This window comes from Paenarthrobacter sp. MSM-2-10-13, assembly GCF_011605365.1.
Taxonomy (GTDB): domain Bacteria; phylum Actinomycetota; class Actinomycetes; order Actinomycetales; family Micrococcaceae; genus Arthrobacter.
In genome coordinates this window covers 192,041-217,443 of sequence record NZ_JAAOXO010000004.1, presented here as the reverse complement: position 1 = coordinate 217,443, position 25,403 = coordinate 192,041, and the positions used below count along the sequence as shown (strand labels likewise).

Below are 25,403 nucleotides of genomic sequence, written 5' to 3'. Positions count from 1 at the left end.
GTAATACAAGCATGTGACTTGTATCATAATGAACAGTAAGAAAACGCTTTCCCAATCGCATCAGGATCAATGAAGATCGGAGACAATAGTGCCGGTACATCCCAAGGGTGAAGCAGTCGCCCCCGCAGAAGAGTCGGGAACCGCAGCCCTCAAGGCCCGGGCCCCCAAAGCACGGCGTAGAGTTCGTGCCTCAGCCCTGGTGGCAGCAACAGCTGCTGCAGTTCTTGCCCTCACCGCTTGCGGCGGTGGGGGATCGGAGGCCAAGAGTGCTGACGGCAAGGTGGAGTTGCGCTTCTCCTGGTGGGGCAGCGACAAGCGCGCCCAGGTGACCCAGGCTGCCATCGCCGCCTTCGAGGCCGAGAATCCCAACATCAAGATCAAGCCGGAGTATGGCGACTGGAGTGGCTACTGGGACAAACTGGCTACGCAGGTGGCAGCCAATGACGCTCCGGACATCATCCAGATGGACGAGAAGTACATCACCGAATACTCCACCCGCGGTGCCTTGCTGGACCTCTCCAAATACCAGATCGATACCTCAAAGCTCGACAAGGCCGCGCTGGAAGCCGGACAGGGCGAGGACGGCCTGACCGGTATCGCTGCCGGCATAAACGCCGCCACCATCCTGGCCAACCCGGCAGTGTTCGAGGCTGCCGGAGTCGCTATCCCCGATGACAAGACCTGGACGTGGGAAGACTTCGAGCGCGTCGCCGCCGAGATCACGGCCAAGTCGCCCAAGGGCACTTACGGCGCAGCCGCTTATGGTACGGATGAAGCTTCCCTCGGGGTGTGGCTCCGCCAGAACGGCAAGTCCCTCTACACCGAGGACGGCAAGCTTGGCTTCGAGCCCTCGGACATCGCCCAGTGGTGGGGTTTCCTGAAGGAACTCAGCGAGAAGAAGGCTGTTCCCTCAGCGTCCGAGGTTGTTGAAGCCGAGGCAGCCCCGCTGGACCAGAGTGGCCTGGCTACGGGTAAGAACGGACTGGCCTTCTGGTGGTCCAACCAGCTTCCGGCCTTGGAGAAGGCGGCAGGCGGAGAACTGCAGATCATGCGCTTCCCGTCCAAGACGGGCAAGGCTGAGGACTCCAAGCTCTGGTACAAGGCTTCGCAGTTCTGGTCCGCATCATCACGCACCAAGCACCCTGAAGAGACGGCCAAGTTCATCAACTTCCTGGCCAACGACGTCAAGGCTGGCGAGGCACTTCTGGCCGACCGCGGCGTGTACCCCAACTCGGAGGTCCGCGAGGCCATCGCTCCCAAGCTGGCCAAGGCCGACGTCAAGGTTGTCAGCTTCATTGACGCGATCAAGGACGAACTTGGAGAGGCTCCGGCGGCACCGCCGAAGGGTGCGGGAGCCATTCAGGAGATCATCAAGCGCTACACCTCGGAGGTCCTGTTCAACAGGCTTTCCACAGAAGAAGCCGGCAAGAAGGCAGTGGATGAAATGAAGTCCGCAATCAGCTAGCTTTCGCACCGCAAACCGCGCCCCGGGCGAATCATTCGTGATCCGTCCGGGGCGCGGTTTTTGCGTGTGCTGTCCCTTCTTGGGTCAGTCTTCCGCGATGACGGCCACAGCTCCGGCGGGTACCACCCCAGTGAAGCGTTCGCCGCTGAGCAGTTCGCCGCCGTCGGCCTTCACTGTGACGTCTTCCCGGCTGTGGTTGATGGCAAACAGGAAGGTGCGGCCGTTCGCGGCGCGCCGTCGGACAAGTTCGACGCCGGAAGAAATCTCAGCAACGGGTGTCACCCCTGCTTCGTCCACCAACCGGGCGGTAAGAGCGTCGATGCCTTCGGGGTCGGGGAGGGTTGCGAGGTACCAGGCTGAACCGGTGCCCACACTTCGCCGTGTCAGGGCCGGGACATCGGTGAGCGGGTAGTCGGCGAAGGCTGCCAGAACTTCCGTATCCCCGGCGGCACGCACGTTCTCGCTCCACACGGATCCCACTGTTCCGGAGGCAAATACCTTTCCGTCGCTCAACGTGACCGAGGTACCGGGGAAGAGCGGGTGGAATTCTTCACTCCGAACGCCCAAAAGTTCACGGAAAGCGCCCGGGTAGCCGCCCAATCGAACGTGGTCCCGTTCATCAACAATGCCGCTGAAGTAGCTGATCAGCACGGTGGCGCCACCCTCCGCGGCTGCCGCGATGGAGGCGGCCGCTGAATCCGTGACGGCGTACAACGTGCACACCAGGATCAGGTCATATCCGGAGATGTCCGATGACGGGTGCACGAAGTCCGCGGTGATCCCGCGCTTATAGAGGGAACGGTGGAACGCCCGCATGGTGTCCAAATACTTCAGTGAATTGCTCGGGTGTGAGTCCAGCTCGGAGGCCCACCAGGCTTCGTAGTCGAACACGATCGCGACCCGCGAGTCCACGCGGGAGCCTTTGACAGGTTCCAGCCTGGACAGCGCCTCGCCGAGGTCCACCACGTTACGCCACACCTGCGTGTCGCGGCCGCCGTGGGGGACCATGGCGGAGTGGAACTTCTCCGAGCCGGCCTTGCTTTGGCGCCACTGGAAGAACATGACGGCATCGGCGCCGCGGGCCACATGCGTCAGGGAATTCCGGAGCATTTCGCCGGGCATCTTGGGCTGGTTGTGCGGCTGCCAGTTAACCGCCGACGTCGAGTGTTCCATGAGGATCCACGGCTCACCGCCGGCTACACCGCGGGTCAGGTCCGCGCTGAACGCGAGTTCGATTTCCCGCTCCGGGTCAGCGGCCACGAGGTAGTGATCGTTGGCGATCACGTCCATGTCTTTGGACCAATCGAAGTAGTCCAGGGCCTTGGTGGCGCTGGAGACCATGAAGTTGGTGGTCGCCGGAACGTTGGGGGTGACGTCACGGATCACGGCCAGCAGCTCGCGGTAGTAGTCGATGAAGGCCCAGGAGTTGAAGCGCGCGAAGTCCAGCTGTTGCCCAGGGTTCAATGTAGTGGGAGCTGCGCCCGGCGGGATGATCTCGTCAAACGATGCGTAATGCTGGGACCAGAACGCCGTACCCCAGGCATCGTTGAGGGCCTCGATGGAACCGTAGCGCCGTTCCAGCCAAGCGCGGAAAGCGGTTGCGTCTTCCTCGCCATGGAACTCGCCAACGTGGCAGCCAAGCTCGTTGTCCACGTGCCAGAGTGCCAGGGCCGGGTGGTTTTTGTAGCGTTCGGCGATGACCCGCGTCATGGCGGTGGCGTACCTGCGGTACACGGATGACGACGGCGTGTAGTGGCGTCGCGAGCCCCGTTCCAGCCTGACTCCTTCCGCAGTGACGGGCAGGATCTCGGGATATTTGCGGGCCAGCCAGGCAGGGGGAGAGGCTGTGGCGGTTGCCAGGGCCACCTTAATTCCGGCTCCGTGGAGGTTGTCCATGACATCGTCCAACCAGCCGAAGTCGTAGTTCCCTTCAGTGGGCTCCAGGAGCCCCCAGGAGAAGATGCCGACGCTGAGGAAGTTGACCCCGGCTTCCTTCATGAGCTCAATGTCCTCAAGCCGGATGTCCTCCGGCCACTGCTCGGGGTTGTAGTCGCCGCCGTAAGCGAGTCCGTCGATGCTGTTCCAGACGGATGGACTGCGTGGGATTTCGGGGGAAGTCAAGGGGACTCCTTCGTCAGGTGGGCCGTGCTGGTACTGGAGGTACTGAAGGTATGAATGCAGCGTACCGGTCAAATTGCGATCTTTGGAAAACGCTTGCCCAGATCCGCCATTAGAGATATTGTATCGATTCAGAAGGAGTGTAAGCGAAGTCACTACCACGTTGTAGAGAACTCGGAAGCTTGCACCAACTGAGCAAGGAGGCTCTTATGTTCGATAGAAGGAAATTCCTCACCACGGTGGCTCTGGGCACCGCATCTGCCGCGTTCCTGTCCGCTTGTGGCCAATCCTCAACGGCAGGACAGACGGGTTCCGCGGAGAACCCCGTCACCATCACCTACACCTGGTGGGGTAACGATGACCGTGCTGAGCGCACCCGCAAAGCCATTGCGCTCTTCGAGTCCAAGAATCCGGACATCAAGGTCAACGGCAACTTCTCCGACTTCGCAGGCTACTGGCAGAAGCGTGCCACCGAAGCCGCCGGTGGTGGCCTGCCGGACGTGATGCAGTGGGATCTGTCCTACCTGCGTGACTACGGTCAGCGGAACCAGCTCCTGGACCTTGGCACCGTCAAGATCAACACGGACGCATTCGACAAGTCGCTCCTTCCCTCGGGCCAGATCCGCGGCAAGACCTACGGCATCCCCACCAGCACCAACGCCTTCGCGGTCTACTACGATCCCGCCAAACTCGCTTCCTTGGGAATCGCAGAGCCCGATGGCACCTGGAACTACAAAGAATTCAATACCTTCCTGGCCGAGGTTGGCGCCAAGGGCAACGGCACGTTGTTCGGTGGCACCGACTACACCGGCATTTGGTGGAACTTCAACATCTGGCTGCGTCAGAACAACATCCAGGCCTTCACCGAGGACGGCAAGCTTGGGTTCTCCAAGGACGATCTGAAGAAGTGGTGGAACCTTACCGCGGACCTGCGCGGTACCGGGGCAATTGTTGGCGAAGACAAGGCCACCCAGTTGCTGCCCAAGTCCCCGTTCGGATCCAATGTCACTGCCACGGAAGTTACGTGGGACAACTTCATGGCCGGCTACCTCGCTGACAGCGGTGCCAAGGAACTCAAGCTGGTTCCTGTCCCGTCGGATGACCCGGACAACCTAGGCCTGTTCCTCAAGCCGTCCATGCTCATGGTGGCCAGCGCCAAGACCAAGTACAAGGATGCTGCTGCCCGCTTCATTGACTTCATGGTCAACGATCCCGAGGTGGGCCAGATCTTCAAGACCTCCCGCGGTGTTCCTGCGTCCAAGACCCAACGCGACGGCACCACGTTCGAAGGCACGGACAAGCTCGTGGTGGATTACGAGAAGTCCATCGAGAAGTACCTCAAGGACGCCCCCGAGCCGCCCATCGTCGGTTTCGGCACCCTGGAGTCCACGTTCAAGCGCGTCACCCAGGACCTCAACTACGGCAAGCTCACCGTGGACGGCGCAGTTGATGCGTGGTTCAAGGAAGCCGAAGACCTCATCAAGCAGAACGCCTGATACAGGCTTCATAACTGACGGACTGATCCTGTGACTCAAAGCCCAACCCTGAGCAGGCGCACCGCTTCCGCTCCCACGCCGCCGCGTAAATCGCGCCGGCGCGGGGCGGACGCCCGCGCCGGCTACACGTTCCTGTTGCCCTGGCTGCTGGGATTCATCGCCCTGACCGTAGGCCCGATGATTTCCTCGCTGTACCTTTCCTTCACCAACTACAACCTCTTCGATGCCCCCAAGTGGATCGGCTTCGACAACTACGTCAGCCTCTTCCAGGACGAACGGTTCCTGCAGTCGGTGGGCGTGACCATGCAGTACGTGGTCTTCGGTACTCCGCTGAAGCTCGCGGCGGCGTTGGCGATCGCGATGCTGCTCAACAGCAAACGCAAAGGCCAGGGCTTCTACCGGTCCTCGTTCTACGCCCCGTCCCTGATCGGCGCATCGGTGTCCATCGCGATCGTCTGGAAGGCCATGTTTGGCGATTCCGGCCCGGTGGACCAAGGCCTGTCCTTCTTCGGAATCAACCTTGGCGGCTGGGTGGGCAACCCGAACATGACCATGGGCATGATGATCCTGTTGACCGTGTGGCAGTTCGGCGCCCCGATGGTGATCTTCCTGGCCGGCCTGAAGCAGATCCCGGCGGACCTGTACGAGGCTGCCTCGATGGACGGTGCTGGCCCGGTGCGGAAGTTCATGAACATCACCTGGCCCATGCTCTCCCCGGTGATCTTCTTCAACCTGCTGATGGAAACCATCCACGCCTTCCAGATCTTCGCCTCGGCCTACATCATCTCCAACGGTGAAGGCGGCCCGGCAGGATCCACCCTCTTCTACACCCTCTACCTGTACTTGCGCGGTTTCTCCGATTTCCGGATGGGCTACGCCTCGGCGATGGCCTGGCTCCTGGTGATCGTGGTCGGCATCATCACGCTGATCTTCTTCAAGACCTCCAAGTCCTGGGTCCACTACAGCGGTGATGCAAAGTGACAACCATGGCAACCCCCACCCAGAACCAACCAACAACAACCACCCCGGCGCCGGTCTATAACCCGAAGTCCGAATCCACCACGGTCAAACGGATCAAGAGCACCATCTTCCACATCGTGGCCCTGGGCTTGGTGGCGATGGTCCTCTACCCGGCCCTGTGGATGATCTCCGCGGCGTTCAAGCCGAACTCCGAGATCGGCGGCGCCAACAACGCGCTGTGGTCAAACAACTTCAGCTTCGATAACTTCGCCACCGCCATGGAAGGCATCGGCGGGGTCTCCACCCTGACGTTCTTCACCAACTCGCTGATCCTGGCCGTCGGCGCCGTCGTAGGTACTGTGCTCTCGGCGTCCATCTCGGCCTACGCGTTCGCCCGGATCAACTTCCCCGGCCGTGGGCTGTTCTTCGGCATGATGATCGCCACCCTGCTGCTGCCCTTCCACGTGGTGATCATCCCGCAGTACATCGTGTTCCAGCAGCTTGGCCTCGTGGACACCTACGTGCCGTTGCTGATCGGCAAGTTCCTGGCCGCGGATGCGTTCTTCGTGTTCCTCATGGTCCAGTTCATGCGCGGCCTGCCGGCCGAACTCGACGAAGCCGCCCGCATCGACGGCGCCGGGCACGTCCGGATCTTCGGATCGATCATGCTGCCCCTGATGAAACCGGCCCTGATCTCCACCTCCATCTTTTCCTTCATCTGGAGCTGGAACGACTTCCTGGGCCCGCTGCTCTACCTGAACACTCCGGACAAATACCCGCTACCCCTGGCGCTGCGGCTCTTCGTGGACCAGACCCAGAGCTCGGACTACGGAGCCATGATCGCCATGTCCGTCCTGGCGCTCCTGCCCGTGCTGGTCTTCTTCCTGGTCTTCCAGCGCTACATCGTCGAAGGCGTCTCAACCCAGGGTCTCAAGGGTTAAGGAGTAGCAGAGAATGAGCACTATGAACGCCACAGGAAAGTCCTCGGGGAACCCCGGGATTCCGGTCAACCGTTTTGCCCTCTTCGCCGAGACCATCCTGGCCGGAGTCATCGTGCTCCTCCTTTCCGTGCCGTTGGTGACGGCGCCGGCTGCCTACGCGGCCGGCGTCGCGCACCTGGAAAGGCACCTCAGCGGCAGGGACGATTCCCTGCGAAGCCTGTGGGGCAATTTCCGCCGTGCGCTGCCCGGCAGTTGGAAGATCGGCATCACGACGGCGGCAGCCGCCGTCGTGATTGTCCTGAACCTGTTGCTCGCCCTGGTAGGTCAACTGCCCGGCCGGGCAGCGATCCTGCCCGCCACGCTGATCCTCGCCGCTGCAGGTGCTGTGCTGTTCCTGCGTATCGCCGCCAACTGGAGCGGGAGCGTGACTTGGAGCGGCGACGCCGGCCAACAATCCGCCGACGTTCCCGGCCCGCAGCGCTGGGCTGCCGCGTATGCCAATGCCAAGGCCGACTCGCTGCGCGACTGGACCGGATCCCTGCTGCTGCTCGCGGCCGTGTTCATGACGGTGGTCTTCGTGTGGATGCTGCAGGCCCTGTTCGTGATCGTCCCCGGGACCCTGATCCTGGCCGCAGCAGCCATCAAAATCCGCGCCAGTCGCTGAGTTTTTGTACAGCTAATGCCCTTTAGGAGCGCCCTTAAGGGCATCAGCTGTACAAAAACTCCACAAGAATCCGTCCCAGCCCGCTGAATCGAGCAGAACACTCCGTGTCGCCGCGCCCGTTCCCACTGCGCCCCAAATCCACCGCCCCGCGTGCCCGATCCACGGAAAGCTGGCATTACCCGCTGAGGCATCACAACTACCGGATCTTCGTCACTCTCTCCCTTGTAGGAAGTGGCGGGGTGTGGATGCAACGCCTCGCCCAGGACTGGCTGGTGCTGCAGCTCACGGGGAGTCCGGCCGCCGTAGGTGTCGCCGTTGCACTCCAGTTCCTGCCCATGCTGGTGGTGGGTCCAATCAGCGGAGTGCTGGTGGACCTGTTCCCTAAACGCCGCATCCTTCTGGTTTGCCAGTCCGTCGCCGCGTTGCTGGCCGCAGCTTTGGCTGTGTGGAACGCGACGGGCGGCACGGACGTCTGGGTGGTCTATGCGTCCTGCATAGCCCTGGGAATCACCAGTGCGATCGATGGACCGGCACGGCAGGTCTTTGTCAACGAGGTAGTGGGCGACGCCGGACTGCCCGCCGCAATCGGCCTTAACAGCGCAATAGGGCAGTTGGGGGCCATGGCAGGCCCCGCTCTGGCAGGGGTAGTCATTGCCCAGGCCGGTTCAGCAGCGGCTTTCGCGGCCAACGCTTTGATAGGGGTGTCGGTCCTGGTGATGATCGCCTCCATCAGGCCCGGCGAACTGCACCATTCTCACCCGCCCACTGAGCCGGGTGCCCGGCGTGGCCAGATCCTGGCCGGTTTCCGCTTCGTCATCGCTCGTCCGCCCCTGCTGCTGACCATGCTGCTTGCTGGCTTACTGGGTGCCTTTGGCATGAACGGGCCCGTAGTCCTCGCCGCGTTCGCTGACGGAGTGTGGCATAGCGGACCTGCCGGCTTTGGGCTCTTCAATACCGTCAGCGCCTTGGGCGCACTGGCAGGTGCGCTGGTGGCCACGCGCATCAAACGCTTTGGACGAAAAGGGATTGTGGCCAGCGCCGGGCTTTTCGGCCTGACGCAAGCGCTCGCTGCCGTGATGCCCACCCAGGAGTGGTTTGTGGTGATGCTCATTGTGGTGGGATTCATGACCCTGGTGTTCCTCACGAGCGCGGCAACGGCGGTGCAGCTCGAGGCCGGCGCCAGCGTGCGTGGCAGGGTTCTGGCCCTGTATTTCCCGCTCCTGCTGGGTGGCCATGCTTTGGGCGGTTTGCTGGCCGGCTGGCTTACAGAAGACTTTGGGGTCCGGGCGGGACTGGTTGTCACGGGCGCACTGGGCATGGTGTCGGCGGCAGTGATTGGCTTGCTGCTGTGGCTCTACTCGGCTCGCCGGCGCGCCTAGCCACCCCCCACAAGGCGGCTTTTGTCCGTCCTCCCTGTTGATGAAAAGTGACGAGGACGGACAAGCGCGCTACATCCTGACGCTGCCCACCAGGTCCTCGATCTCCGCTGCGTCCAACGTTCCGTCGCTGATCCACACCGTGTTGGTCCGGGTGATCGAGTCACCTGCGGCCAGTTCTACGGCGGTGTCCCACGCCAGCGCCGAACCCACTGCGGGGTAGCCGCTGCACCGAACGAACCACGGGTCCGCCGACTCCAAAGGTGCGCCGAACACCAAAGTGGCAGGGCCGCCGTCGAACTCTCCCGTCCAAGCGAGCCACGGCGCCACCGAGCCGTGCACGGACGGCTCACCCTCGGCTGTGGAGGAGAAGACGCGCGGGGCGGTACAGACTGGAAGCCGCCAGAAGAATCCGCCGTAGCCGCTGCCGGCAGCCCCATGCGAACCGGGACTGCCCAGCGAAACATCCACGACGGCGGTAAGCCGGGTCTGAATGTCGAGTCGCCATGTGCGGGCGTCCAGGGGCGTGCGGCTCAGGGAACGGCTTTCCTTCAGGACCAGTTCACCGTCTGCTGCGAGCCAGCTGAGGTCAAGCGTGGTGTGGTCTTTTTCCCGGGAGATGCTCGCCGTTTCGATCCTGCCGTGGTCCTTCAAGTCCACGTACCTGCCCGTTGTTCTGCGGTAGCTGCGGCCGCCCCAGAAGTTGCTGCCGTTGACGTCCTGCAGGGCAAATCCTGCGCCGAGGTGCCATACGTGGTCTGAGGGCAAGTGATCCGTAACCACCACGCCGGCTTGTGTGGTCACCGGGTGCAAGTAGGGCCTCGGGGAGAGATCCGGCTCGAGGGTGCTTCCGGAGCGCAGGACGGCGGCGCTGTTGTTGGAGGCGTCAGCGTTGGCGTCCACGTCAGGGGAGAAGAGTGCCTCGGCACCAGCGGTGACCGGCAGAGCCCAAGGAAGTCCCAACTCGGAGAAGGTAGCGTGGGCGCGGGTGGCGCGTTCCAGGATGTCCTCAATGTTCGGAATCACTGCGTGGGCTTGCTCGCCCGTTCCTACCCAATTCACGCATTCCGTGGGAATCAGCGCAGGTGCCTCTGCTGTTCGGATGGCTTCCACTACCTTCATGAAGGCGCCGCTGTGATCGAGTGGGCTGAGCAGCGGCGTGCCGTGGGACAGGTGTTGGAGGAGGTTCTCCGTGAGATCGTCTCGACCGAACGTGTGAGCGGTTTCGCCCGCTTCGGTGCGGACCGTCACCCGGTCCTCCGTGTAGTGGAATATTGCCGTGCCTTCAGTGCCGTGGAGCGTGACATACGGTTCCACGGATTCGGTGGCGCACAGCGTGAGGGCGCAGGTGATGGGCAAACCGTTGATGGTCCGCATGCGGATCACAGAGGTGTCGTCCGCTTCGATGTCATTGGCGCGGTAGAGATCGGTGTCCACGGATACCAGATCCGCTGCTTCCCTGGCTCCGGCAATGCGGAGTGCGGTGGCAATCGCATGAGCCAGCGGATTGGTCGCCACGCCATCCACCACATCCACGCCGTCGAGGCTGCGTTTGCCTGCCCAGCGGGACCGCTTGTAATAGGCCCGATCCCGGACCCAGCGTCCCGTAGCGGAAATCCCCTTCAAAGTGCCGATACCCGGCAACTCTTCCGCCGCATCCCCGCCGGCCAGCTTCTCCAACGCTGCCAAGGCATGGGATCCGAGGCTCTGAAAACCGATCTGAACGCTGCGGCCAGCCTTTGCCGCCGCTTCCTGGAGGCGGAGGAAGTCGCTCATCGAGGCAACCGGGGGCTTCTCCAAGTAAAGATCAGCCTGGGAAGCAAGAACGGACAGCGCCAACGGGGCGTGGGTCTGGATGGGAGTTGCCACGATGATGACGTCCGGTCTATGCTCGCCGGCCAGCAGTTCGTCCAGATTGGCATGCACTGCCGTGGTGGCCGGCAAAGCTCCGGGTGCCGGCGGATTCGGGTCGGCCACGGCAACAAGGTCCACCAGGCCCTGGCTGCTTAGCCGCTCCAGGTTGCGGAGATGGTGCGTGCCGAAGCCGTGCACGCCCACCAGGGCGATTCGGGCGGGGGGAGTGGCGGGCCCAGTGGCACGTCCAGCGGCGCCGGCAGGCCCGGTTGACGCTGCAGTCCCGGTCGAAGCAGGCCTGTTGGGTGTTGGGCTACTGACGGACTTGGTGTCCATGGGCTCTCCTCGGCTGGCGCGGCGACGATGGCGCGTGACGCCGTCGTTTGGGTCTTCACAAAAGTGTTCGGGCGGGTTTAGGCTACACCTCAGCAAGCGCTTTCCCGTGGTTGGCTGTGTTTAGTTTAGCCTGATCCGCCTCGAAATGTAACGATTCAAATTGAGCAACCATTAGAGCCTCTCATGACGTAGGATGTCCTCAATCAGCCTTCGACTCCAGCAGCTCAGCCAGCTCAGTCAGACCCACCCGAACCGGAATGGACCATGCCCCTCTTCGACCTCCCCCTTGACCAGCTCCGCACCTACTCCTCCACGGCCGTAGCACCAGCCGATCTCAGTGACTTCTGGGATCGCACCATCGCTGAGGCCCGGGCGCTCCCGCTCAATGCCGTGTTCGAACCCGTGGACAACTACCTCAGCGTGATCAACACCTTCGATGTCACGTTCTCCGGCTTCGGGGGAGACCGCATCAAGGGCTGGCTGCACGTGCCGTCACAGCTTGAGCCGGGGGAGCAGCTTCCCGTGGTGGTGGAGTACATCGGCTACTCAGGCGGGCGCGGCCTGGTCAACCAGAACACCCGCTGGGCCCAGGCCGGGTACGCGCACTTCATCATGGACACCCGCGGCCAAGGCTATGGCGGCGTCTCCGGAGACACCCCGGATCCACACCCCTCGGCGGGCGAGGTCAATTACGCCGGGCTCATGACCCGTGGTTCCGGGCACCAGGACGATTACTACTTCCGCCGGGTCTATGTGGACGCCTTCCGTGCGGTAGAAGCGGCACAGAACCATCCCGCCGTCGACCCTTCACAGGTAATCCTTACCGGCGTGAGCCAAGGTGGCGGCATTACTGTTGCCGCTGCCGGGCTGACCGCTGGAAGGCTCGACGGCGTCATCGCCGCGCTGCCCGACGTCCCATTCCTGCAGGACTTCCCCCGCGCGATCGACATCAGCCCGCGTGGCCCGTACCCCGAGATTGCCGGATTCCTGGGCCGGCACCGCGAAAAGTATGAGCCCATGCTGGCAGTGCTGAACTACTTCGACGGCGTGCACTTGGGCCGTGCCGCTACAGTTCCCGCTCTATTCTCCGCTGCGCAAATGGATGACATCTGCCCTCCGTCAACGGTGTTCGCGAGCTACAACAGCTACGGCACTGGCTTCGGCACACGCATCGGCGGGGTTGAGAAGGACATCGAGGTTTACCGCTTCAACAACCACGAAGGCGGGCAGGAACACCACTGGATCAAGCAGCTGCAGTTCCTGCGCAAACTACTGTCATCTTGATGGAAGCGATTTGCCCGCGATGAAGAACCGCGGTTATGGTGTGGCTATGACAAACCGTTGGTATGCGTATTTTTCGTTGGCTCTGGAGGGGCCCGCGTCTAACTGACACGCATCCAACTTTCCTTCAGAGCCAACAGGGCAGAGATTACTCTCTGCCCTTCGCCATATCCGGCGGGTTCTGAAAAGGGGCCCGCTCCGCATCCCGGAACAGGACCCAGACATGACCAGCATCGCTGTAGAACCCACACCGCTCCACCCGGCTGATTCCGCCCAGCCCGCCACCTCCAACCTGCGGGTGGCCCGTTTCGAACCGCTTCCGGCGCCCCAGGACCTCATCGCCGAGTTGCCGCTGGACGCCCGCTCAGCTGCCGTCGTCGACCGCGGCCGTGACCAGGTCCGCGCCATCATGGACGGCGTGGACGATCGCCTGTTGGTGATTGTGGGCCCGTGCTCCATCCACGATCCCAAGGCCGGGCTCGAATACGCCCGCCGGTTGGTCAGCCAGGCCGAGAAGCACAAGGAAGACTTGCTGATCGTGATGCGGACCTACTTCGAGAAGCCCCGCACCACCGTCGGCTGGAAGGGCCTCATCAACGATCCCCACCTGGACGGCAGCCACGACATCGCCGCAGGCCTGCGCGCCGCCCGCGGCTTCCTCAAGCAGGTCACCGCCCTGGGCCTGCCCACGGCCACCGAGTTCCTGGAACCCATCAGCCCGCAGTACATGGCGGACCTCGTCTCCTGGGGCGCCATCGGTGCGCGCACCACCGAAAGCCAGATCCACCGCCAGCTCGCCTCCGGTCTGTCCATGCCGATCGGCTTCAAGAACGGCACCGACGGCGACCTCCAGGTGGCCATCGACGCGTGCGGCGCCTCCGCCGCTGAGCAAGCCTTCCTGGGAATCGACGATGACGGCCGGGCAGCTCTCGTAGCGACCTCCGGAAACCCCGACACCCACGTGATCCTCCGGGGCGGACGCAAGGGTCCCAACTACTCTGCCGACGACGTCGCAGCGGCCTCGGGCAAGCTTGCTGCCAAGGGCCTCAACCCTCGCCTGATCGTGGACGCCAGCCACGCCAACAGTGGCAAGAGCCATCACCGCCAGGCCGAGGTTGCACTGGAAATCGGTGCGCAGCTGGAAGCAGGGGAGACCTCGCCGATTGCCGGTGTGATGCTGGAAAGCTTCCTTGTGGGCGGGGCGCAGAACCTGGATACCGCCCAGCAGCTTTCCGGGGAGCAGGAGCTGGTGTACGGCCAGAGCGTTACGGATGCCTGCATGGAGTGGGACGTCACGGCCTCGGTTTTGGATCAGCTCGCGGCCTCGGCACGCAAGCGTCGCGCGGTGGTCGCGGCGTAGTCCCGGTAACGCCGGGCAGATCTGTGTCGCTGGCTCTTTCACATTGGCCCCATCAGCCTCTAGAGTATCTAGCACATGGTTGTTTGATGGCTCAGCATCGGCACACCGTTCCACTGGGGGTGTCCTATCGTCTGAGAGCAAAGGAATATGGGAAATGTCCGCGGAGACTAACTTCTCGAATGCGCGTTTCATGACGGTGGCCGAGGTGGCCGACGTCCTGCGCGTTTCCAAAATGACCGTGTACCGCCTGGTTCACTCCGGAGAGATGCCCGCTGTAAGGTTCGGCCGTTCCTTCCGGGTTCCCGAAGAGGCTGTTGCCCAGTACCTCAAGGGTGCTGTGGTGGACGGACAATCCGAGACCGCCTGAGACTTGCCGCAGTCCGTCCTCCGGACCGTGGTCACAGGGTGCCTCTTTGAAGCGGTACTCTGTTAAGGAACGTTTTACGTCAATGTAAGAATCTGTCAGTTGTACTGTCTGCTTCCGCGGATCGGTTCCAACAGACAGGAACTTCTAGTTTGTAAGGAACTTTCGTGGGTTCAGTTATTAAGAAGCGCCGCAAGCGTATGGCCAAGAAGAAGCACCGCAAGCTGCTTCGTAAGACTCGCCACCAGCGCCGCAATAAGAAGTAGAGATACTTCATCAAGCGTGAATGCCCGTTGCCTCTCGAGGTGGCGGGCATTTTTGCACCCCCGTCGCTCTCTCACGTCCCGCGGGGTTTTTCCGGTCGCTCTCTCACGTCCCGCGGGGTTTTTCCGGTCGCTCTCTCACGTCCTGCGGGAAAAGCCTGAGCTGACGGCGGGATCCTGCCAGGCTGATCTCAGAGCGCGTTTAATCTTCCCAATGGCTGATGAAAAATGGTCCGCCAGGTCATCTTTTCCGAACTTAAGGACCGTCCAACCTGCTGCTTCGAATGCTTTGTCGCGTCGCCGGTCGCTAAATATCTGTTCCTGCTCAAGGTGATGGCCGCCGTCGTACTGTATCGCTACTCGCCGATCGCGGAAGCCCAGGTCCGCGGACGGGGAGAACGGGTCGCCCGGCCGGAGCTGTACCTGCAGCTCCGGTTCGGGAATACCAGCGTCCAGCATCGCCAAGCGGAGTAGCGACTCGGGTGCGGAGTCGGCGCCCACGCGCATGAGGTCGAGTGCTTCTCTTGCCCGAACCACACCCTGGAGATTCTTGTGCCTATCCACCATTTTGCGGAGCGCCTCAAGTGTAGTGAATGGTGTATCGCGTTCTTCGAACTCCAGCCTGGGAGTTCGGATGAGTTCGTCGCCCATGCAGACGAGGTCGGGGACCGGAAGGCGTCTTGCGAGATCCAACCAAGTCCGCGATCGAGTGCTGATCCAGATGCCACGGACAAACTCGATCTCGTCCTCGGAGGCGACTACCGTGTGCCCGATCACTCCCTTGCGCCGAACTGAAGGGAGATGCCTCGGCTTGCTGAGATGCAATTCGTTGGAGTCCGACAACCAAGGCGGAAGACAGGATCCATGTAGCCTCGCGGCCGTTACATGTGAAATCCAAGCGCCAGGAGTTGCAGCTGAGAGCGCTCTTGCAGCCGCTGACAGGTCGAAATTCCAGTCGGAAGGTCGATAAACACCTCGGCTAACGCCATCAATCTTGGTTCGGTTCCTTAGGTGCGATCGCTTGAGGCCCGCAACCTCGGCCTCGTCGAGAGTGAAGGGTGCAACCGTCAGTTGCGGAGGAATCGGCGTGAAGTTCTTCATACCGGCATTCTTGCCCAGATACGTTGAAGGCACCGGAAGTTATCCACAGGCTGTGTGAGGCCCGCGCGTGATGTGAGGGAGCGCTGGGTTTAGGCGCGCGTGATGTGAGAGAGCGTTAGACGTGGGGGCCGCGGAATTTCGCGAATCCGCGCCATAGACCGTAGACGGCTCCGCCGACGGTCGCGGCTTTGAGGCCGAATGTTGCGGCGCGGCGTCCGGAACGGAAATCGTAAACGGGCCAATTGTTTTCACGCGCATGCCGGCGCAGCTTTGCATCCGGGTTGATGACCACTGGATGTCCCACCATGGTGAGCAAGGGAATGTCATTGGCGGAGTCGCTGTAAGCCCAGCAATGGTCCAGGTCCAGCCCTTCGCGATCTGCAACGATTTGGACAGCGATCGCCTTGGCAGGTCCGTGCAGGATGTCGCCTACAAGCTTCCCCGTGTACACGCCGTCGTCCACCTCGCCCACGGTGCCCAGGGCGCCGGTCAGACCGAGCCGGGTGGAGATGACTGTGGCCACTTCGATGGGCGTGGCAGTCACGAGCCACACTTTACGGCCCACCCGGAGGTGTTGGTCGGCCAGCGCCTTGGTTCCGGGCCAGATCCGCGACTCGATCATTTCGTCGTAGACCTCTTCGCCCAAGGCCTTGATGTCCTCGACCGTAATGCCCGCAGCAAGTGTCAGCGCGGAGTCACGCACCGAATGGACATCTTCCATGTTCTCGCCGCGCATGACGAACTTGAATTGCTTCCAGGCGAATCCGGCGGCCTGCGAAAGAGTGAACGCTTTGCGCTCATACATTTTGCGAGCCACGTGGAAGAGGCTGGCACCTTTCATCAACGTATTGTCGACATCGAAAAAAGCGGCCTCGCCAGCGTACTTCCGCGCCATGTCCTTTTTGGCCGCGTCCCTCTGTACGGCGTCCTGCTGCACCAAGGCATCTGCGACCACGGCGGCGTTCTTCTCCTCGGGCATGCTTTGAGTCTAGTCAATCACCGGGGCCAGTGTTGAGGACGCACGGTGGCGTCACCCACGGCGTGGGATGTGAGAGAGCGTTGGCCGGACGGGCATGGGATGTGAGAGAGGGACGGCCGGAAGGGGGTGGGATGTGAGAGAGCGTGGGGCCGGTACCTTTGAGACATGGCTATTCCCGACGTCGTTCTCCTCACCAAAGCTGACTGCCACCTCTGCACGGAGGCTCGTGCCGCCGTCGAGCGTGTCACAAAAAGTCTTGGCGTTCAGTGGACCGAGCAGAAGATTGACGGCGACCCCCAACTGCAGGAGCGGTTCGCAGAGGAGATCCCGGTGGTGCTGGTGGACGGTATCCAGCGCGATTTCTGGAAGATCGACGAGCAGCGACTTACCCGGACCTTGAAGAAAGTCCTGGAGGGCTGAGGGTGGGGTTACCCGCAGGTAATGGCTTTTGTTGAGTCCGCCCGAGGGTCATAGAGTGGAACAACAAAGCGACGCAATGGAGAATACCGTGACTGCGCTGGAACCGTCCCCGGAAGCCACAACCGGAGACTATGAGCCTGCCGCCAAGCAGATCCCGCCCGCGGCCGTGGCCCGGATGACCCTCTATTTGCGTGCGCTCAACTCTCTTCTGGCCGAAGGCGTTGAACGGGTTTCCTCTGAAGCACTGGCGGAAGCCTCGGGCGTTAGCTCATCCACGCTCCGCAAAGACCTTTCCTACGTTGGTTCCTACGGGACCCGCGGCGTAGGTTACGAAGTCCAGAACCTGAGCCGCCACATAGCAGCAGCCTTGGGGCTGACCCACGACTGGAAGGTGGCGATTGTGGGCGCCGGCAACCTCGGCAAAGCCCTCGCCCGGTACGGCGGCTTCGAGTCCCGAGGCTTCGACGTCGTAGCCATTTTCGACGCTGACCCCATGGTGATCGGCAATGAAGTGGGTTGGTTGCGGGTCAGTGACTCAGCCGAGCTGGAACGGGTCCTGGAACGGACCCACACCAACATGGTGGTGCTGGCCCTGCCTGCCACGGTGGCCCAAGCCGTGTGCGACCGCGTCATTGCCGCAGGCATCCGGAGCATCCTCAGCTTCGCCCCGGTACTGCTGCAGGTCCCGCCGCACGTCAACCTCCGCAAGGTGGACATGGCAACCGAGCTACAGATCCTTGCCTACCACGCACAGCGGGCGCAGACACCGGGCCAGGCTGTTTAGCCTTCGCCGGGTCCGCGCCCGCGTGTACTGCTCGGAAGCGTGGGTGTTTAGCGCCCGTACGGATTCTGGTACGGGTTGCCGAAAGGCTGTGCCTTGCGGAAGTACGGCGCCGACGCCGGCAGGTACAGCAGAACGATCGCGGCAACACCCAGCAGGATCACAATGAGCTGCAGGACGCCGTAGGTGGCACCGAACTGGAACAAGCTGGTGAGGCCCAGAACAGAAATGGCAGCGAAGACCGTGCCCAGGATCCTTGCCCAGTTCTTGCCCTTCCGGACAGGGAAGGCAACCAGTGCGTAGAGGCCCAGGGAAATGAAGGCACCCACGATGGCGCTGACGCCAATGACGCCACGCATGCCTTCCATGGACCCTTCAGGCAAATCGGTACCCTGCTGGGCCGCCTGCTGGTTCATGGCATTGATGAAGGCATCCGCACCGGTGGTGGCCAGGATAATCGAGCTGATGGCGGACAGAACTCCGGCGGCGATGATCATCCAGAAGGCGTAATTGACCATCTGCGGGACGGTGGTGGGTCCGGGCTGCTGGCTTGGCCAGTTGGTGCCCTGGCCGTACTGCGGAGCTGCGGGAGGCTGACCATACGGGGAGCCCTGCTGACCGTATTGAGGTGCGGCGGGGGACTGCTGGCCGTACTGCGGCGCGGCGGGCTGGCCGTACTGCGGCGCGGCGGGGGACTGCTGGCCGTACTGAGGTGCGGAGGGGGACTGCTGACCGTACTGCGGTGCCGGGGGCTGGGAGCCGTTTGTGCCGGGCTGGTTAGTGTCGCCCGGGTTTGACGGCGGGTACGGAGGGTTGCTCATGGCATTCCTTTGCTTGTTCGACTGCTGGTGCGGCCGCCGGGATCAGCAAAACGACCCTGCCCCCAGCGTGGTTCTGCTACCACCGTACCTCCAGGTCCTTGCGCTGCAGACGATCACACGCAGGTATTTACAGCTGGCGGGAAAAATCATCATGTGGGCTTACGCCTTCATGATGAAGGCCGCGGGATCCCTGGGGATTCAACCGCGGCCTTCAGCCTGCATTTGCGTCGAAAACGCCCGACGGCGGCAGCTGGGTACGTGTCAGGCGTGGCCCTTGACCGCCTTGAACCACAGCTGTGAATTAGGTAGCCACATCAGTACCACGGCTACGGCGCTGACCAGGAAGCCGAACCAGTTGCCACCCAGGCCCATCCCTGAGCCGCCGCCACTCGCTGCGCCGAAGATGGCCAGCAGGAGGGAGATGCCGGCCAGGATGGTCAGGGCGAGGCGTGCCCACTCTTTGCCTTCCTTCATCTTCATGGCCAGGACCACCTGGGCGGCAGAGACGGCCAGGGTGAGGAGTAGGAGGATCAGTGCGATGGCAGCGAATCCTGGAGCGAACGCGAAGGCGGCGATCACCGCGAAGAAGGCGATGAGGCCAAACAACAATCCCAGGAGACCGGAGATCACCCAGATGAAGTAGGAAACCTTCAGTTCCGTTGGCAGGCCCTGGGTTTTGAACATTCCCGAGAAGCCGCCCTGGGGCATGACGTCGTTGAAGTTTCGCGGTCCGTCAGTGGGCATTTCAAAGTGGAAACCCGGCTGGCCGGGTGCGGGCTGGGCCGGTCCGGGCTGTGAGTATTGGCCGGGTTGCGACGGCGGCTGGTAACCCTGCGGTGGCTGGTAACCCTGGGGCGGTTGGTAGCCGGAGGGAGGGACGTCGCCGCGCTGCGGAGGTTGGGGACCCGCAGGAGGAACATTGCCGGGCTGCGGAGGCTGAGCGCCGGGCTGCTGTGGCTGTGGTGTTTCGTCTGGGGTACTCATGGCATCACTTTAGACCGCAGGTTGAAGGATGCATAGGAAATTCGGAGCTAACGCGCAGCTAAATACAGGCCTTTTGCCGAACAATTGCGAGGTGACTTCTCCCTACGCGAAACGGCGCCCCCACAGAATGAACTGTGCAGGGCGCCGTTTGCGGACGCGGGCCGGGAGTAGCCGGCCGGGTGGTGAAGGACTACGCGGCAGCCGGTGCGATGAAAGCGAGTTCCAGGTTGATGACAACCTTGTCGCTGACCAGGACGCCACCGGCTTCGAGGACGGCGTTCCAGGTAAGGCCGAAGTCCTTGCGGCTGATGGTGGTTTCACCGGAAACGCCGGCGCGGGTGTTGCCGAAGGGGTCCACTGCTACACCGTTGAATTCGGTCTCGATGGAAACTTCCTTGGTCACTCCCTTGATTGTGAGATCGCCCACGAGGTCGAAGCTGTTTCCGTTGGCCTTGACGTGCCGGGACACGAAGGTGATTTCCGGGAACTTCTCTACGTCAAAGAAGTCTTCGCCCTTGACGTGCCCGTCGCGGTTGACGTCGCCGGAGTCGAAGCTGGCGGTCTGGATGGTGGCGGTGACCTTGGAATCGGTCAGGGTTTCGCCAACTTCCAAGGTGGCCGTGGCGTCCTTGAACTGGCCGCGGACCTTGCTGATGCCTGCGTGGCGGACGGTGAAGCCGATTTCGCTGTGGGAAGCGTCGAGGGTCCAGGTGCCGGTGGTGACGGAAGCGGGGAGAGTCATCATGGTGTTGCTCCTATATCAAGTGGTGGGTACTGCGTGCTTGTCCGGTCGAGCTCATTGCTTGAAGCGTCAACCGAGCTTCGTACCCAGTATAAACATGCATATGCATCTTTTATTCCAACTCCACGGAACATTTCGGGAAAACTTTGAGTTCTACTAGCGGTAGAAGATTTCGGATCGCCCCGCTTCTTTGAGAAACTGGTAAACATGCCCCAAGCAACTGTCCATCTGCTTCGCCATGGCGAGGTCCACAATCCCGACGCCGTCCTCTATGGCCGGCTGCCGGAATTCCACCTCTCAGAGCGTGGCCGGGAGATGGCCCGGATGTTGGCGGACCACTTCACGGCCCGCGCCAGTGAAGGTGCCAAGATTGTGCATTTGGTAGCCTCGCCGCTGACCCGCGCCCAGGAAACAGCCATGCCGACCTCCGAGGCGCTGAACCTGGACATCACCACGGATCCTCGCATCATCGAAGCCGAGAACCACTTTGAGGGACTCCATCCCACCAAGAGCGAGTTCCTCAAGCCCAAGCATTGGTTCTACTTCCGAAATCCCCTGCGGCCTTCCTGGGGCGAGCCCTACAAAGAGCAGGCGGCCCGCGTTCTGGCGGCTGTGGAAGACGCACGGGTGAAGGCGATCGAGCTCGGTGGCGACGGCGCTGAAGCCATTCTGGTGAGCCACCAACTTCCCATTTGGTCAACCCGTTTGACCGCTGAGGGCCGCCGCCTCGCGCACGATCCCCGCAAGCGTGAATGCACCCTCACCTCCCTGACATCCTTGACTTTGGACGATGCCGGCAAGATCGTGCGCGTCGAATACTCCGAGCCTGCTGCCGTTCTGCTCCCCGGCGCGGCGAGCACCCCGGGGGCATAGAGGCATGGACAACAATCTTTCACGCCGCGGCGTGCTGACCGCCGGAGGAGTTCTCCTGGCAGGACTGACCATGGGCCTGTCCGCATGCGCTCAGGAAGACTCCCTTGCCAAGCAGGCCAAGGCCGGCGATAACAAGAACTACGTGGCAGGCGACGGCTCGGTGACGGAATTCGCGAAGGCTGACCGCGCAGCTCCGGTGGCGCTCAAGGGCACTTTGTTTAATGGACAGACCGTCAAGCCTGAGGATCTCCAGGGCAAAGTCACCGTGCTCAACTTCTGGTTTGCCGCCTGCGCTCCGTGTCGCATCGAAGCTCCCCAGCTTGAAGCCCTGCACCAGGACTTCAAGGACCAGGGAGTCCAGTTCTTCGGCGTTAACCTTCGTGACGAAAAAGCCACCGCTGAGGCCTTCGACAAGACCTTCAACATCACCTACCCGAGCTTCGATGACAAGGACGGCGCAGTGCTGCTGTCCGTGTCCGGCATTGTCCCTCCAGGTGCGGTTCCCACCACCCTGGTCCTGGACAAGGAAGGCAAGGTTGCCTCCCGCGTGCTGGGCGAGATTGAGAAGAGCACCCTAAAGGCCCTCATCACCTCCGCAGCGGCGGAGTAGCACCCATGAACAGTCCATTCGCCGAGACGATCCTCAACGGATCACTGCTGCTGGCTGTGCCGGTGGCATTGCTGGCCGGGCTGGTCTCCTTCCTTTCGCCGTGCGTCCTGCCGCTGGTCCCTGGTTACCTTGGCTACGTCACGGGACTGACCGGCGTCGACCTCCAAAAGCAGCGGCGAGGCCGTATGCTGGCCGGAATCGGGCTGTTCGTCCTGGGATTCTCGGTGATTTTTGTCCTCTTGGGCGGTGCTTTCGGTCAGCTTGGAACGTTGCTGACGGGTCCGCAAAACGCCTGGATCACTCAACTGCTGGGCATCCTGGTGATCATCATGGGCGTGGTGTTCATGGGTGGTTTCGGCTGGCTCCAGCGGGACGCGAAAATCCATGCCAAACCGCCGGCAGGCTTGTGGGGTGCTCCGCTCCTGGGGCTGACGTTCGGCTTGGGTTGGGCGCCCTGCATTGGTCCGACGTACTCCGCGGTACAGTTGCTGAGCTTGTCCGGCGGTTCGTCGGCGGCCAAAGGTGCCCTCCTGGCGTTCGTTTACAGCCTTGGCCTTGGCATTCCGTTCCTCCTGATTGCGTTGGCCGTACGCCGGGGCATGGGAGTCATGTCCTTCTTCCGAAAGCATCGGCTGGCCATCCAGCGGATCGGCGGAGGCATTCTGATTTTGCTCGGCATCCTGATGGCCACCGGAGTGTGGGGAGCCTGGGTGACCGAGTTGCAGTACTGGTTCCAAAACGATGTGAAGTTGCCAATCTGATGAGCGAGTCCGTGAAAGCCAAGAAGAAGTCACCAGCCGCTGAGAACACAGCGGACGGAAAACTCCAGCAGGCCAAGTCCGAGGCTGCCCTGCCCGCGCTTGGTTTCAAGGGCATGCTCCGGTGGTCCTGGACCCAACTGACCAGCATGCGCACGGCTCTGTTCCTGCTGCTTCTGCTGGCCGTTGGCGCGGTCCCGGGTTCCCTGTTTCCGCAGCGGCCGGCCAATCCGGTGGTGGTTACTGACTGGATCAGGAACAACCCAACAACCGGCCCATTCCTGGACGCCCTCCAGATGTTCGACGTCTATTCCTCGGCCTGGTTCTCGGCCATCTACATCCTGCTGTTCATTTCCTTGATCGGCTGCGTTACTCCCCGCGCCATGGCCCATTACAAGGCCATGAAGTCTCAGCCGCCGCGCACTCCCAGGCGCCTTTCGCGCCTGCCGGAATACGGCACTCTGGCGCTGCCCGCCGACGCCGGGATCCCGGCGTCGAAGGCCGTCACCGATGCCGCCGGGCTGCTCAAGAAGCGCGGCTACCGCGTGGAAGTCAGGGACGTCGACGGCGACCTGCCGTCCTTGGGTGCCGAGCGCGGCTTCCTGAAGGAAGTGGGGAACCTGGTGTTCCACACCTCATTGATCGGGGTGCTGGTGTCCGTGGCCATTGGCGGCCTTTTCGGGTACAGCGGCCAGCGAATCCTGGTGGAGGGCGACACATTCGTCAACACCCTGGTGGGCTATGACCAATTCACTCCGGGTACCAACTTCCAGAGCAGTTCACTCCAGCCGTACTCCATGCAATTGGACAAGTTTGAGGCCACGTTCGATCGCGGTGAGTCTCCCGGCAAGGCCGGCCAGCCCATCGATTACACCGCTGAGGTGACCACCAAGGAAACCCCTGATGCGCCGGGCAAGAAGGAAACACTGAAGGTCAACGACCCCGTTTCCCTCGGAGGAACCAGCCTTTATCTCACCGGAAACGGCTACGCGCCCATGGTCACTATCCGCGATGGGGAGGGCAACGTCTCCTTCGAAGGGCCAGTGATTGCCAAGGTCCAGGGCGACAACTATTACTCGTCCGTGGTCATCAAGGTCCCGGATGCCAAGCCGGAACAGCTGGGCTTTGTGGGCTTCTTCCTTCCGACGGCGTTCGTTACAGAGACCGGCACCTCGTTCAGCGCTTCCCCGGAACTCTTCAACCCCCAGCTGAGCCTGAATTCCTTCTACGGAGACCTCGGCCTGGACAAGGGCGTGCCCCAGAACGTGTTCGAGCTGGACGTCAAGGACTTGAAACCCCTTAATGCCCGCGACCTCGCTGCGGGCGGCATCACCTTAACGCCCGGAGCCACCGTGGACCTGCCCGAAGGCAAGGGCAGCATCACGTTCGATGGCGTCAAGAAGTACATCGGCGTGGACATCCACCACAACCCCGGCCAGCTGTACGCCTTGATCTTCGGCTTCCTCGCAGTCGCCGGTTTGGTCATGTCGCTGTACATCAACCGCCGCCGCGTCTGGGTCCGCACCGGAACCCACTCCGATGGCCGCACCATGGTGGAATACGGCCTGCTGGCTCGCGGCGAAGACCACCGCCTCGCCGGTGAAGCAGCAGCCCTCCGCGAGATCTTTGCCCGGGAATGGAACATCCCGGAAACGCCGGCCACGCCGGACACCGCTACAACAACTGCAGGATCTTCCTCAACCTCGAAGGACCAGTAATGCCCGTCATCAACGAAACCCTGGGCCAGTACAGCGAGCTGTTCATGCTGTTGGCCGCCGGCACGTACACCGTGGCGTTCATCGCCTTTGCCTGGGACCTGGCCAAGAGCAGCAAGATGCTCCGCGCCGTGGACCAGAAGGCTGCGGCCAGCACCACCGACCACAAGGTGAGCGTTGCTGCGGGCCGTGTCGCGGCAGGTTTGGGAGGTCCCGACGCCGGTGGGCCGGCTGGCCGCGCCGAGCGTCCGACGTCGGGCCTCACCGTTGAGGGCGGTACCGCCGCCGGCGACATGAAGTACGCAGGCGAACGCCGCGCTCCTGCCCGCGTGGCCGTCGCGCTGACCGTGCTGGGTGTGCTGATCCATGGTGCGGGTGTGGTGACGCGTGCCTTCGGTGCAGGCCGCGTGCCGTGGGGCAACATGTACGAGTTCCTCACCACCGGTGCTTTCGTGGCAGTGGCTGTCTTCCTTATAGTCCTCATCCGTAGGGATCTCCGCTTCCTGGGCACGTTCGTGATCGGCTTGGCCATCATCATGCTGGTAGCGGCTTCGGCTGCTTTCTGGACTCCAGTGGGCCATTTGGTTCCGGCACTGCAGAGTTACTGGTTGATCATCCACGTCTCCATCGCGGTGCTGTCCTCTGCACTGTTCACCCTGACGTTTGCCATGTCCGTGCTGCAGTTGCTGCAATCGCATCGCCAAAAGAACCTGGCTGCCGGCCGTGCGGACAAGTTGGGCTTCATGCGCCTGGTTCCGAACGCCTTGAGCCTTGAGAATCTCTCCTACCGCATTAACGCCATCGCTTTCATCGGCTGGACGTTCACCCTCATGTTCGGGGCGATCTGGGCTGAGAAAGCCTGGGGCCGCTTCTGGGGCTGGGACCCCAAGGAAGTGTGGACCTTTGTGATCTGGGTGGTCTACGCGGGCTACCTGCATGCGCGGGCCACACGCGGTTGGACCGGAACCCGTGCCGCATGGTTGTCAATTGTTGGCTACGCCTGCGTCATCATCAACTTCACGCTCGTCAATACCGTTTTCAACGGTCTGCACTCCTACTCGGGGCTGTAGGCCGAGGGGCCTGCCGCTTTGGCCCTCTGAGCAGGGGCTTTGCTCCTGCACGCGGAAGATGGTCGCGGAGT

24 protein-coding genes are annotated in these 25,403 nt (G+C 62.3%); 17 read left to right on the top strand and 7 right to left on the bottom strand.

The window, feature by feature from the left end:
- The first annotated feature begins 88 nt into the window (after positions 1–88).
- Positions 89–1,465: an extracellular solute-binding protein gene (locus HAV21_RS11620; RefSeq protein ID WP_142938073.1), complete on the top strand. Its 1,377-nt coding sequence runs from the start codon at positions 89–91 to the stop codon at positions 1,463–1,465.
- A gap of 84 nt (positions 1,466–1,549) precedes the next feature.
- Here the strand turns inward: HAV21_RS11620 and HAV21_RS11615 are convergent, their stop codons facing one another.
- On the bottom strand, positions 1,550–3,586 hold the full coding sequence (locus HAV21_RS11615) for a beta-galactosidase (RefSeq protein ID WP_166841808.1): 2,037 nt from the start codon (positions 3,584–3,586) through the stop codon (positions 1,550–1,552).
- Between the two features lie 206 nt (positions 3,587–3,792).
- Between HAV21_RS11615 and HAV21_RS11610 the strand changes: the two genes are divergently transcribed.
- The 5 genes from HAV21_RS11610 (at position 3,793) to HAV21_RS11590 (ending at position 9,023) form a co-directional block, all read left to right on the top strand.
- Positions 3,793–5,079, top strand: a complete 1,287-nt coding sequence (locus HAV21_RS11610; RefSeq protein ID WP_142938075.1) for an ABC transporter substrate-binding protein — start codon at positions 3,793–3,795, stop codon at positions 5,077–5,079.
- A gap of 30 nt (positions 5,080–5,109) precedes the next feature.
- Positions 5,110–6,060 carry a sugar ABC transporter permease gene (locus HAV21_RS11605; protein ID WP_166841807.1) on the top strand — a complete coding sequence of 317 codons (951 nt, stop codon included), beginning with the start codon at positions 5,110–5,112 and terminating at the stop codon, positions 6,058–6,060.
- A complete protein-coding gene (locus HAV21_RS11600) occupies positions 6,057–6,980 on the top strand; it encodes a carbohydrate ABC transporter permease (RefSeq protein ID WP_166841806.1) in 924 nt (307 codons plus the stop codon). The genes HAV21_RS11605 and HAV21_RS11600 overlap by 4 nt, the downstream gene beginning before the upstream one ends.
- Before the next feature lie 22 nt (positions 6,981–7,002).
- Entirely contained in the window at positions 7,003–7,644 is a 642-nt protein-coding gene (locus HAV21_RS11595) for a Poxvirus protein I5 (protein ID WP_166841859.1), read from the top strand.
- Positions 7,645–7,748: 104 nt separating this feature from the next.
- The gene (locus HAV21_RS11590) at positions 7,749–9,023 is read left to right on the top strand and encodes an MFS transporter (protein WP_166841805.1); all 1,275 of its coding nucleotides are present in this window, start codon (positions 7,749–7,751) and stop codon (positions 9,021–9,023) included.
- Positions 9,024–9,092: 69 nt separating this feature from the next.
- On the opposite strand, the gene HAV21_RS11585 is transcribed toward HAV21_RS11590, so the two are convergent.
- Entirely contained in the window at positions 9,093–11,210 is a 2,118-nt protein-coding gene (locus HAV21_RS11585) for a DUF6807 family protein (protein WP_166841804.1), read from the bottom strand.
- Between the two features lie 264 nt (positions 11,211–11,474).
- Between HAV21_RS11585 and HAV21_RS11580 the strand changes: the two genes are divergently transcribed.
- From HAV21_RS11580 to HAV21_RS11565, 4 genes are all read left to right on the top strand, one after another.
- A complete protein-coding gene (locus HAV21_RS11580) occupies positions 11,475–12,494 on the top strand; it encodes an acetylxylan esterase (RefSeq protein WP_166841803.1) in 1,020 nt (339 codons plus the stop codon).
- Between the two features lie 220 nt (positions 12,495–12,714).
- Positions 12,715–13,851, top strand: a complete 1,137-nt coding sequence (locus tag HAV21_RS11575) for a 3-deoxy-7-phosphoheptulonate synthase (RefSeq protein WP_166841802.1) — start codon at positions 12,715–12,717, stop codon at positions 13,849–13,851.
- 154 nt (positions 13,852–14,005) lie between these two features.
- Entirely contained in the window at positions 14,006–14,218 is a 213-nt protein-coding gene (locus HAV21_RS11570) for a helix-turn-helix domain-containing protein (RefSeq protein WP_017199160.1), read from the top strand.
- 164 nt (positions 14,219–14,382) lie between these two features.
- Positions 14,383–14,481, top strand: a complete 99-nt coding sequence (locus HAV21_RS11565) for an AURKAIP1/COX24 domain-containing protein (RefSeq protein WP_003792170.1) — start codon at positions 14,383–14,385, stop codon at positions 14,479–14,481.
- A 135-nt stretch (positions 14,482–14,616) separates the two neighbouring features.
- Here HAV21_RS11565 and HAV21_RS11560 read toward each other — a convergent pair whose 3' ends face one another.
- Positions 14,617–15,579 carry a DUF559 domain-containing protein gene (locus HAV21_RS11560; RefSeq protein WP_166841801.1) on the bottom strand — a complete coding sequence of 321 codons (963 nt, stop codon included), beginning with the start codon at positions 15,577–15,579 and terminating at the stop codon, positions 14,617–14,619.
- 115 nt (positions 15,580–15,694) lie between these two features.
- Entirely contained in the window at positions 15,695–16,558 is an 864-nt protein-coding gene (locus HAV21_RS11555) for an HAD-IB family hydrolase (protein ID WP_142938092.1), read from the bottom strand.
- Between the two features lie 165 nt (positions 16,559–16,723).
- Between HAV21_RS11555 and HAV21_RS11550 the strand changes: the two genes are divergently transcribed.
- Both HAV21_RS11550 and HAV21_RS11545 read left to right on the top strand, forming a co-directional pair.
- Positions 16,724–16,978, top strand: coding sequence for a glutaredoxin family protein (locus HAV21_RS11550; RefSeq protein WP_142938093.1), 255 nt, complete (start codon positions 16,724–16,726; stop codon positions 16,976–16,978).
- Between the two features lie 76 nt (positions 16,979–17,054).
- On the top strand, positions 17,055–17,762 hold the full coding sequence (locus HAV21_RS11545; RefSeq protein ID WP_166841800.1) for a redox-sensing transcriptional repressor Rex: 708 nt from the start codon (positions 17,055–17,057) through the stop codon (positions 17,760–17,762).
- Between the two features lie 47 nt (positions 17,763–17,809).
- Here the strand turns inward: HAV21_RS11545 and HAV21_RS11540 are convergent, their stop codons facing one another.
- The 3 genes from HAV21_RS11540 to HAV21_RS11530 all read right to left on the bottom strand — a co-directional run bounded on the left by HAV21_RS11540 (position 17,810) and on the right by HAV21_RS11530 (position 20,306).
- Positions 17,810–18,580 carry a hypothetical protein gene (locus HAV21_RS11540; RefSeq protein WP_166841799.1) on the bottom strand — a complete coding sequence of 257 codons (771 nt, stop codon included), beginning with the start codon at positions 18,578–18,580 and terminating at the stop codon, positions 17,810–17,812.
- Between the two features lie 261 nt (positions 18,581–18,841).
- Positions 18,842–19,564: a hypothetical protein gene (locus HAV21_RS11535; RefSeq protein ID WP_166841798.1), complete on the bottom strand. Its 723-nt coding sequence runs from the start codon at positions 19,562–19,564 to the stop codon at positions 18,842–18,844.
- Between the two features lie 190 nt (positions 19,565–19,754).
- Positions 19,755–20,306 (bottom strand): YceI family protein, encoded by a 552-nt coding sequence (locus HAV21_RS11530; protein WP_024817916.1) that lies wholly within the window; start codon positions 20,304–20,306, stop codon positions 19,755–19,757.
- Positions 20,307–20,513: 207 nt separating this feature from the next.
- Between HAV21_RS11530 and HAV21_RS11525 the strand changes: the two genes are divergently transcribed.
- Genes HAV21_RS11525 through ccsB form a run of 5 tightly spaced genes read left to right on the top strand, consistent with a single transcriptional unit; the run spans position 20,514 to position 25,332 of the window.
- On the top strand, positions 20,514–21,179 hold the full coding sequence (locus HAV21_RS11525; RefSeq protein WP_166841797.1) for a histidine phosphatase family protein: 666 nt from the start codon (positions 20,514–20,516) through the stop codon (positions 21,177–21,179).
- A gap of 4 nt (positions 21,180–21,183) precedes the next feature.
- Positions 21,184–21,789, top strand: a complete 606-nt coding sequence (locus HAV21_RS11520; RefSeq protein ID WP_142938097.1) for a TlpA disulfide reductase family protein — start codon at positions 21,184–21,186, stop codon at positions 21,787–21,789.
- Positions 21,790–21,794: 5 nt separating this feature from the next.
- Positions 21,795–22,550, top strand: coding sequence for a cytochrome c biogenesis CcdA family protein (locus HAV21_RS11515; protein ID WP_166841796.1), 756 nt, complete (start codon positions 21,795–21,797; stop codon positions 22,548–22,550).
- On the top strand, positions 22,550–24,265 hold the full coding sequence (locus HAV21_RS11510) for a cytochrome c biogenesis protein ResB (protein WP_166841795.1): 1,716 nt from the start codon (positions 22,550–22,552) through the stop codon (positions 24,263–24,265). Before HAV21_RS11515 ends, HAV21_RS11510 begins: the two co-directional genes overlap by 1 nt.
- A complete protein-coding gene (ccsB, locus tag HAV21_RS11505; protein WP_142938100.1) occupies positions 24,265–25,332 on the top strand; it encodes a c-type cytochrome biogenesis protein CcsB in 1,068 nt (355 codons plus the stop codon). Before HAV21_RS11510 ends, ccsB begins: the two co-directional genes overlap by 1 nt.
- Positions 25,333–25,403 lie beyond the last annotated feature (71 nt).